Source organism: Bacillus sp. AFS017336 (assembly GCF_002555445.1).
Lineage (GTDB): Bacteria > Bacillota > Bacilli > Bacillales > Bacillaceae_G > Gottfriedia.
This window is the reverse complement of record NZ_NUCO01000021.1, coordinates 155,048-163,798: the sequence shown is the minus strand read 5'-3', so window position 1 is coordinate 163,798 and position 8,751 is coordinate 155,048. Positions and strand designations below refer to the sequence as shown.

Genomic DNA, 8,751 nt, shown 5'->3' with positions numbered 1-8,751 from the left:
AAATGATTTCACGTCTTTTTAGAATGGATGAAATATAATACAGTCAATAATTAAAATGTTACTAAGCGATCTATTTGATGATTAATTCCTATTAATGTTGCTAATTATTTTAATAGTTATTATATTTGTGGAATACCAACAAATTTTGGTATTGGTTCTTTTTCAGTATATAAATTATTAAGATGTTAATTGTTTGAAGAATAAATTTAAATTTTAGTTTTAAAGTAGACGATTTATCTAAATTAACAAAGATAATGAATAATTATTTTCAATTATTCTCTAAGTTTTATCGCACTCTTTTTTATTTCAATGAAGTTGATTGGAACGGAAGGGTTCTCGACTCCTATGGGAGATGCGGGAAGGCTGAGACCCCGCAGGCATGCGCCGAGGAGGCTCAAGAATCTCGCCCCATGGAAAGCGAGAATCCTGGAGTGGAAATCACCGTCGTAAAACTTCCTTTATATTGAAAAATATCACTGATAATTGACAAGATATTTTTTCACTAGCGTAAAAAGACGTGATTCCGTAGTAGGAATCACGTCTTTAACTTATCTAGTTTGAATAACACTTGTTTTAAATAGCCAGTCCTGAATTGTTTTGTGATCTTTTCTAAATAACATTAAATAAACATTAATAATTAATGGGACACCTAAAAATAGAACTGACAGAGCGGCTATAATAATAAAACGGATTAAGAATGTGACCATAGTCGTTTCTTCATAATTATCTTTTATCATTTTAATAGCTAGAAATCTCTGACCGAATGTCATTCCTTTGTTAAATTTCGGAACGATTACAAATAAAATGAGCAATATTATTGAAATAACGATTAAATCGAGAGTCGAATTTCCTGATGTAGAATTAAATCGACTTAATAGCTTTTCAGGATTCATCGTAATGATCGCAATAATGATCCCATAAGCTACTGAAACAATAAACGTATCGAATATGAACGCACTTAATCGTTGATAAAACTTTGCAAATTGAAAATTCTGCACTTGTAAACCTCTATTCATTAAATATTATTGAATGTGGTGAGATGGATCATATAAAGTATAAAGTGCTTGTGTTCCTTTTTCATCTAATCCATTTTTAGACAGTTCATCGTAACATTTTTTAGCAAGTAAAAGTCCTGGAAGATTTAATTCCATCTTTTCCGCTTCTTCAATTGCGATTCCCATATCTTTGATAAAATGTTTAATATAGAATCCTGGTTCGAAATCACCTTTTAATACTCGTGGAGCTAAATTAGATAATGACCAACTTCCAGCTGCACCAGTAGAAATACTACTTAATACTTTTTCACCGTCTAAACCTGCTGACTTCGCATATGCAATTGCTTCACAAACGCCCAACATACCTGAAGCGATTGCAATTTGATTACACATTTTTACATGTTGTCCACTACCAGCATTTCCATGATAAACAATATTTTTTCCTAAAACATTAAATAATGTGGACATTTTATGAAATGTTTCTTCTTCCCCACCGACCATGATTGCTAATTTTGCTTCTCTTGCTCCTAAATCTCCACCTGATACTGGAGCATCTAAAGAAGACATACCTACTGATTTTGTTAGTTCATCTATTTTTTTAGCTAATGTTGGAGTTGAAGTTGTAAAATCGATAAATGTTGTTCCTTTAGAAGCGGATTGGATGATGCCATTTTCTCCAAAATAAACTTCTTCTAAGTCACTAGGATATCCGACCATTGTACAAATTACCTGACAATGTGATGCTAATTCTTTAGGTGTATCATACCAAGTAGCACCTAAATCAATTAATTCATTTGCTTTTTCCTTAGTACGGTTATAAACATGTAATTTTGCACCTGCATTGATTAAATGTTTTGCCATACTTTTACCCATAACACCTATTCCAATAAATCCAACTTGAAGATCTTTTAAATTAATTGCTTCCATAATACACACTCCTCTTTTATTATCCATACATAAAACTACCATAAAAAATATTATTAAAAAAGCTAGAGCTATTCTAAAACTAAAATAACCGCACTACACTTTTCTTCTATTTAAATTTAGGTTATTTCGACCCTAATTTGTTGACTCTAATAGTAGAACTATCTATATTAAAAAAGTACATAAAAATGTATCTAATGTAATGTTTTGGAGGTATTTTTAAATGAAAAATGAACAATTTTTTGAAATGATAAAGGAACGAAACTCTACAAGAGTATTTGATTCTTCATCTGAAATTAGCAGCAGTGAAATTACTGAACTTCTAGATGCAGCAATGTCTGCACCTTCTGCTTGGAACTTACAACATTGGAAATTTGTTGTATTCCACGGTGAACATGCGCAAGGTAGATTATTACCTGTTGCATATAACCAAGGACAAATTAAAGATGCTGCATGTGTAATTGCTGTATTAGCAGACACACAGTCAGCAAAGAATGTTGACTTAGTTTTCGGTCCAGCAGTGGAAGCTGGGTATATGACTCAAGAAGCAAAAGATAAATTAAAATCAAACGTTGAAAATGCTTATGCAACAGAACAACGTAATCGCGAACAAGGTATTTTAAATTCTTCTCTTGCCGGTATGCAATTAATCATGGCCGCTTCTGCAAAAGGTTGGAATACTTGTGCAATCGGTGGATTTAACGAACAAGCATTTAAAGAGACTTTCTTAACTGATGATCGCTATATCCCTACAATGCTTATTGCGATTGGTAAAGAAAAAGTACCTGGTCACCAAACATCTCGTTTCTCTGCAAAAGAAATGTCTATTTGGATTTAATAAATCAAAAGTAAAAGGGATTCTGACAAAAGTCGGAGTCCCTTTTATGCCATTTACGTTTAATTAACAATGTTCTTCAACAGTACCAATTAATTTCTTAAGTAATTCTAGTGAAGAATCAATTGCTAATGAATAGTATCGATGAGTACCTTTTTGCTCAATATGTACTAATTGATTATCACGTAATATCTTTAAATGATGTGAAATAGCGGGCCTTGATAATGAAGTTTTTTCAGTAATCTCATTAACAGTTAGCGCTTCACCTTCTGACAACATTAAAATGATATCCTGTCTAAATGGATCGCTTAATGCTTGAAACAAAGGGATACATTCTCTAAATACTTCAATTGCTTCTTTACTCAAATCTTCCACCTACTTTTATTATCCAAAAATAATCTTATTCGTTTAATAATTTAAACATACACTAAATTAAAGAAGCGAATTTGTCAACAGTAGGAACAGTTAGATTTGGTTTATTAATAAAAAAACAACAGGGAAACCTGTTGTTTTTTTATTAGATACTTTTAACTAAGTTAACAACCTCTTCAGCTGTAGACATTGATAATGCTTTTTCAGCTAATGTCTCCATCTCAGCTTTAGAAAGTTTAGCCATTTGGCTACGTGCAGGTAGGATTGAAGTAGCGCTCATTGAGAATTCATGTAAGCCTAATCCAACTAGTAAAGGAATAGCTAGTTCATCTCCAGCCATTTCTCCACACATACCAGCCCATTTACCTTCTTTGTTTGCAGCATCGATTACCATTTTAACTAATCTTAAAATAGATGGGTTATATGGTTGGTATAAATATGCAACTTGTTCATTCATTCGGTCCGCAGCCATTGTATATTGGATTAAATCGTTTGTCCCAATACTAAAGAAATCAACTTCCTTAGCGAATACATCTGCTAATACAGCAGACGCAGGGATTTCTACCATCATACCAATTTCAATATTATCTGAAACTTGAACATTTTCTTTTACTAACTGTTCTTTTTCTTCTAATAATACAGCTTTAGCAGCTCTGAACTCATCTAATGTTGCAATCATCGGGAACATAATTTTTAAATTCCCATAAACACTAGCACGAAGTAATGCACGTAACTGTGTACGGAAAATATCCTTTTGATCTAAACATAAACGAATTGCTCTGTATCCTAAGAATGGATTCATTTCTTTTGGTAAGTGTAAATAAGATAATTCTTTATCTCCACCGATATCTAGTGTTCTTACAACTACCGGTTTATTACCCATACTTTCAAGAACTGATTTATATGACTCAAACTGTTCCTCTTCTGATGGGAAGTTATCGCGTCCCATATATAAGAACTCAGTACGGTAAAGGCCTACACCTTCACCACCATTGTTGATAACACCTTCTACATCATTTGGAGTACCGATGTTTGCTACTAACTCAACATGGTGTCCATCTTTAGTTACAGTTGGTTCATTTTTCAGTTTAGCCCATTCAACTTTTTGAAGCTCAAATTTTTCTTTTTTAGCTTTATACTCAGCTAATTCTTCATTAGAAGGATCAACGATTACTTGACCGTCTAATCCATCTACAATGACCATTACGCCATTTTCGATTTTACTAGTTACTTCTTTTGTTCCAACTACTGCTGGAATTTCAAGAGAACGAGCCATGATCGCTGAGTGAGATGTACGACCTCCGATATCAGTTGTAAAACCTAAGGCAAACTTACGGTTTAATTGAGCTGTATCAGATGGTGTTAAATCTTCTGCGATAATAATTACTTCTTCAGTAATATTAGCAGGATTAGAAATCGTAACGCCTAATAAATGAGCCATTACGCGTTTTGTAACATCACGAATATCTGCAGCACGTTCCTTCATATATTCATTATCCATGCTTTCAAACATTTGAACGAACATTGAAGCAACTTCATTCATTGCAAAATCAGCGTTTACATTTTCAGACTTAATTTTATCTTTAACTGGGTTAACTAGCTCTGGGTCATTTAAAACTAAGATGTGCGCAGAAAAGATTGCAGCTTTATCTTCACCAAGTTCAGCATTCGCATGATCACGAATTTTTTCTAATTCAGTGTTAGAAATTTGAATTGCACTGTCAAGTTTAGCAATTTCAGCATCAACATCTGAAATTTGCTTCTTAACAATATTTAATTCAGGATTTTCTAAGCGAAATGCTTTTGCAATTGCAATTCCACTAGAAGCGGCAATACCTTTAATATGTAAAGACATTATTCGCCTAAACCTTCTTTTTTCATTGTATCATCGATTGCTGCAATCGCTTGCTCTGCATCTTCACCGTTAGCACTAATTTTGATCTCAGTTCCTTGTTGAATTCCTAAAGACATTACACCCATGATTGATTTTAAGTTAACTGTTTTACCATTGTACTCAAGATTGATATCAGAGTTGAATTTACCTGCTACATTTACTAATAATGTTGCTGGACGTGCGTGAATTCCAGAATCAGCTGTTACTTTAAAAGTTTTTTCCATAATCATTTATCTCCTTTGTGATTAAATCTACATTTTTGGTATAGACGTTTGGCCTACTCTAAATATTCTATTAAAAGGGGTGCATAGTGTCAACTATACAGCCCCTTTTAAAATTAAACATTTTACGTCGATTTAATTAGAATTATTTAATCTTTATAATGTTTACTTCACCTTTTGATTGTTTACCTGGCTTTTCAATTACAACTTGTTGTCCTTCAGCTAAGTTTGTAAAGACAACAGGTGTTATTGTAGATGGTGCATTTTCGCGAATGAAATGTAAATCAATTTTTACTAATTGTTGACCTTTTGTTACCTTCTCACCTTGTGATACAAGTACTTCAAAGCCTTCACCATTTAATTTAACAGTATCAATACCGATGTGGATTAAAATTTCTTTTCCACCATTTGATAAAATACCAATGGCATGTTTTGTTGGGAATACATTTACGATTTCGCCATCTACTGGAGATACAACTGTCCCTTCAGAAGGAATAATCGCAAATCCATCACCCATCATTTTTCCAGAAAATACCTGATCCGGCACTTCTGTAATTGGGATGATTTCACCTTCAATTGGATTAATAATAGCTTCCTCAACTGAAGTATCTACTGCTGAAGCCGTTTCTTTATGTGCTTCATTTTTAATAACTGGTGTTTTGCCGGTCATTATATCTTTAATTTGTGATTTTAATGTATCTGATTTTGGTCCGAAAATTGCTTGAATATTGTTTCCAACTTCAAGAACTCCAGCAGCCCCTAATGCTTTTAAACGATCTTTATTTACTTCATCTTTAGAATTTACTTGTACACGTAAACGAGTAATACATGCATCTAATGAAGAAATATTACTTTTTCCACCTAATGCTTGTAAAATTTCATATGGTAGCTCATTAGCTGGAGTATTGCTTATAGTATCTTTAGCGATTGCATCTTCACGACCAGGCGTTTTTAAATCCCATTTTCTAATCGCAAATCGGAACCCGAAGTAGTAAATAACAGCTAAGCCTAAACCGACGATGATTACCCACCACCAGCCAGTTCTATTTGGTAGTACACCGAATAATAAGTAGTCGATTAAACCACCAGAGAATGTCATACCGATTTTTACATTTAATAATTGCATAATCATAAATGATAAACCAGCAAAAATTGCGTGAATTCCGAATAATACTGGTGCAACGAATAAGAATGAGAACTCAATTGGTTCTGTAATACCTGTTAAGAAAGAAGTTAATGCTGCTGATGCTAAAATACCACCAGCGATTTTTTTATTTTCAGGTTTTGCTTCATGATACATAGCTAATGCTGCAGCTGGTAATCCAAACATCATGAATGGGAATTTACCTACCATGAACGTACCAGCAGTTAATTTTACTCCGTCTTTTAATTGAGCGAAGAAGATTTTTTGGTCCCCGTGAACAACCAAACCTGATTTATCAGTATATGAACCAAACTCAAACCAAAATGGTGCATAGAAAATATGATGTAAACCAAATGGTATTAATGAACGCTCAATAACACCAAATACGAATGCGGATAATGTTAAATTCGCATCAATCATATTATGTGAGAATGAGTTTAACCCGTGCTGAATTGGCGGCCAAATGAAGCACATTAAAATACCAAGTACTACTGAAAATGCTGCTGTAGCAATTGGAACAAATCGTTTACCTGCGAAGAAACCTAAGTAAGAAGGTAAATCAATTTCAAAGTATTTGTTATAAGCCCATGCAGCTACTAAACCAACGATAATCCCACCAAATACACCTGTTTGCAGTGTAGGAATACCTAGTACAAATGCGAATGATGGATCATCAAATTTTGCTATATTTAATGCTTTATCTAAAACAACGTATTGTCCAACATCCTTGAACACGCTCATTGTTTTATTCATAATCAGGAATCCAACGATTGCTGCTAATCCAGCAACACCTTCTCCTCCTGCTAAACCAACGGCAACACCTACTGCAAATAATAATGACAGATTTCCGAAAATGATGTCACCAGACTGTTCCATAACTTTAGCTACTAACTGGAACCAGTGAGCATCAAGAAATGGTAAGTACTTTAATGTTTGTGGATTTTGAAATGCATTACCGAATGCAAGTAATAATCCGGCAGCTGGTAAAATCGCAACTGGAAGCATAAGCGCTTTACCAACTTTTTGTAAAACTCCAAAGATTTTCTTAAACATTGTTATCCTCCTTTTATCCAAACAAAAAAGGCATGAGCAGAAAAAATGACAATTACGAATCCTGGATATAGTTTCCCCTACCCAAGAATTATAATTCACACTTTTTCAACTCATGCCTGATCGAATCAGTAACACGTTTAATGTGTAACACTATTCAAATATGATTTGTTATGATTTCGCTTTCATTATATCTATAGATTTTAAAAATATCAAGCCTAAATACCTATTTTTTTTATTATATTTAAAAAAATAATGATTTTTCAGCTTAAAAACCATATTTTATCCCTTTAAAGCCAAAATTTCATTAAGTAGGTCAGCAAATTTAAAGTGAGGTTCCCTCTTCCTACTCCTTAAATTTACTTTGAACAAGTCGTTCTAAATGTAACGTTAAGTATATTACTTCTGCTTCACTAGCTTTCTTATTTAATGAAGTTTCGATTGATTTCAAAATTTTCCACGCTAAATCATAGCATACAGGATATTCTTTTTTTAAGATAATCCCTAAAGCTGGTGATTCTTCAGATGAATTACCATGAAAAATCCGGTCTATTAAAAATCTCAAATGACGTACGAGCCTTGAATAATGAATACTTTCTTTATCAATTTCGATTTTTAAATATTCTTCTATATATAATACTAAATCTTTAATGATCTGAGAAAATTTATTTACATCTGATACAACTTCCATCGATAAATTACTAACGATATGAAGTGTAACAAAGCCTACTTCTTCTATTGGTAAAATTATATCTATTTCTTTATTTATCAAATCAATAACTTCTTGTGCTATTTTAAAATACTCTGGATACATTGCTTTTGTTTCTTGTAAGAACGGATTATCAACATTATAGCCTTCTCTAATTCGTTTGATCGCAAATATTAAGTGGTCAGTTAATCCAATATGAATTTGCTCATTTAAAGTACATCCCGTTCTTTCAGAAATTAAATAAATCGCTTGCTGTAGTGTACCCATTAATTTTTCATCCATAAAGTTAATTAATGATTTATATTGCTTTTGTTTTTGTTCATCTGTTAAAATAAACATTTTTTCTATTACACCTTCGGAAATTAAATCTCCTCTAGTTTTATTAAAACCGATACCTTTTCCTAAAAGTACTACTTCGGTATGATCGGGATTTTTAGCAATTAATACGTTATTATTAAGCACCTTTTTGATTGTATAGCAAACTGACATCTCTGACATTTTTTTTATCACCCCCAAGTAAAAAATCGCTTTTATATCATAACATAATTTTTTAAAAATAGTTTAAACACGAATTATGTTTCATAAATTAATCATATTTTTTTGATTA

8 protein-coding genes are annotated in these 8,751 nt (G+C 32.6%); 1 reads left to right on the top strand and 7 read right to left on the bottom strand.

Features of this window, described 5'->3' with window-relative positions; translation table 11 throughout:
* Window positions 1-548 precede the first annotated feature (548 nt).
* Both CN601_RS12565 and CN601_RS12560 read right to left on the bottom strand, forming a co-directional pair.
* Window positions 549-998 carry an RDD family protein gene (locus tag CN601_RS12565; RefSeq protein WP_179865540.1) on the bottom strand — a complete coding sequence of 150 codons (450 nt, stop codon included), beginning with the start codon at window positions 996-998 and terminating at the stop codon, window positions 549-551.
* A 24-nt stretch (window positions 999-1,022) separates the two neighbouring features.
* The gene (locus tag CN601_RS12560; RefSeq protein WP_098171343.1) at window positions 1,023-1,913 is read right to left on the bottom strand and encodes an NAD(P)-dependent oxidoreductase; all 891 of its coding nucleotides are present in this window, start codon (window positions 1,911-1,913) and stop codon (window positions 1,023-1,025) included.
* Window positions 1,914-2,142: 229 nt separating this feature from the next.
* Here CN601_RS12560 and CN601_RS12555 point away from each other — a divergent pair, with 229 nt between their 5' ends.
* Window positions 2,143-2,757, top strand: a complete 615-nt coding sequence (locus CN601_RS12555) for a nitroreductase family protein (RefSeq protein ID WP_098120515.1) — start codon at window positions 2,143-2,145, stop codon at window positions 2,755-2,757.
* A gap of 63 nt (window positions 2,758-2,820) precedes the next feature.
* On the opposite strand, the gene CN601_RS12550 is transcribed toward CN601_RS12555, so the two are convergent.
* The 5 genes from CN601_RS12550 to glcT form a co-directional block, all read right to left on the bottom strand.
* Complete coding sequence (locus CN601_RS12550; protein ID WP_098120516.1) at window positions 2,821-3,120, bottom strand: ArsR/SmtB family transcription factor; 300 nt, start codon at window positions 3,118-3,120, stop codon at window positions 2,821-2,823.
* Window positions 3,121-3,271: 151 nt separating this feature from the next.
* The gene (gene ptsP / locus CN601_RS12545; RefSeq protein WP_098120517.1) at window positions 3,272-4,981 is read right to left on the bottom strand and encodes a phosphoenolpyruvate--protein phosphotransferase; all 1,710 of its coding nucleotides are present in this window, start codon (window positions 4,979-4,981) and stop codon (window positions 3,272-3,274) included.
* Window positions 4,981-5,244 (bottom strand): phosphocarrier protein HPr, encoded by a 264-nt coding sequence (locus CN601_RS12540; protein ID WP_025568635.1) that lies wholly within the window; start codon window positions 5,242-5,244, stop codon window positions 4,981-4,983. The genes ptsP and CN601_RS12540 overlap by 1 nt, the downstream gene beginning before the upstream one ends.
* Window positions 5,245-5,386: 142 nt before the next feature.
* Complete coding sequence (gene ptsG, locus CN601_RS12535) at window positions 5,387-7,438, bottom strand: glucose-specific PTS transporter subunit IIBC (protein ID WP_098171246.1); 2,052 nt, start codon at window positions 7,436-7,438, stop codon at window positions 5,387-5,389.
* 343 nt (window positions 7,439-7,781) lie between these two features.
* Complete coding sequence (gene glcT, locus CN601_RS12530; protein ID WP_306659824.1) at window positions 7,782-8,642, bottom strand: glucose PTS transporter transcription antiterminator GlcT; 861 nt, start codon at window positions 8,640-8,642, stop codon at window positions 7,782-7,784.
* Between the last annotated feature and the right edge of the window lie 109 nt (window positions 8,643-8,751).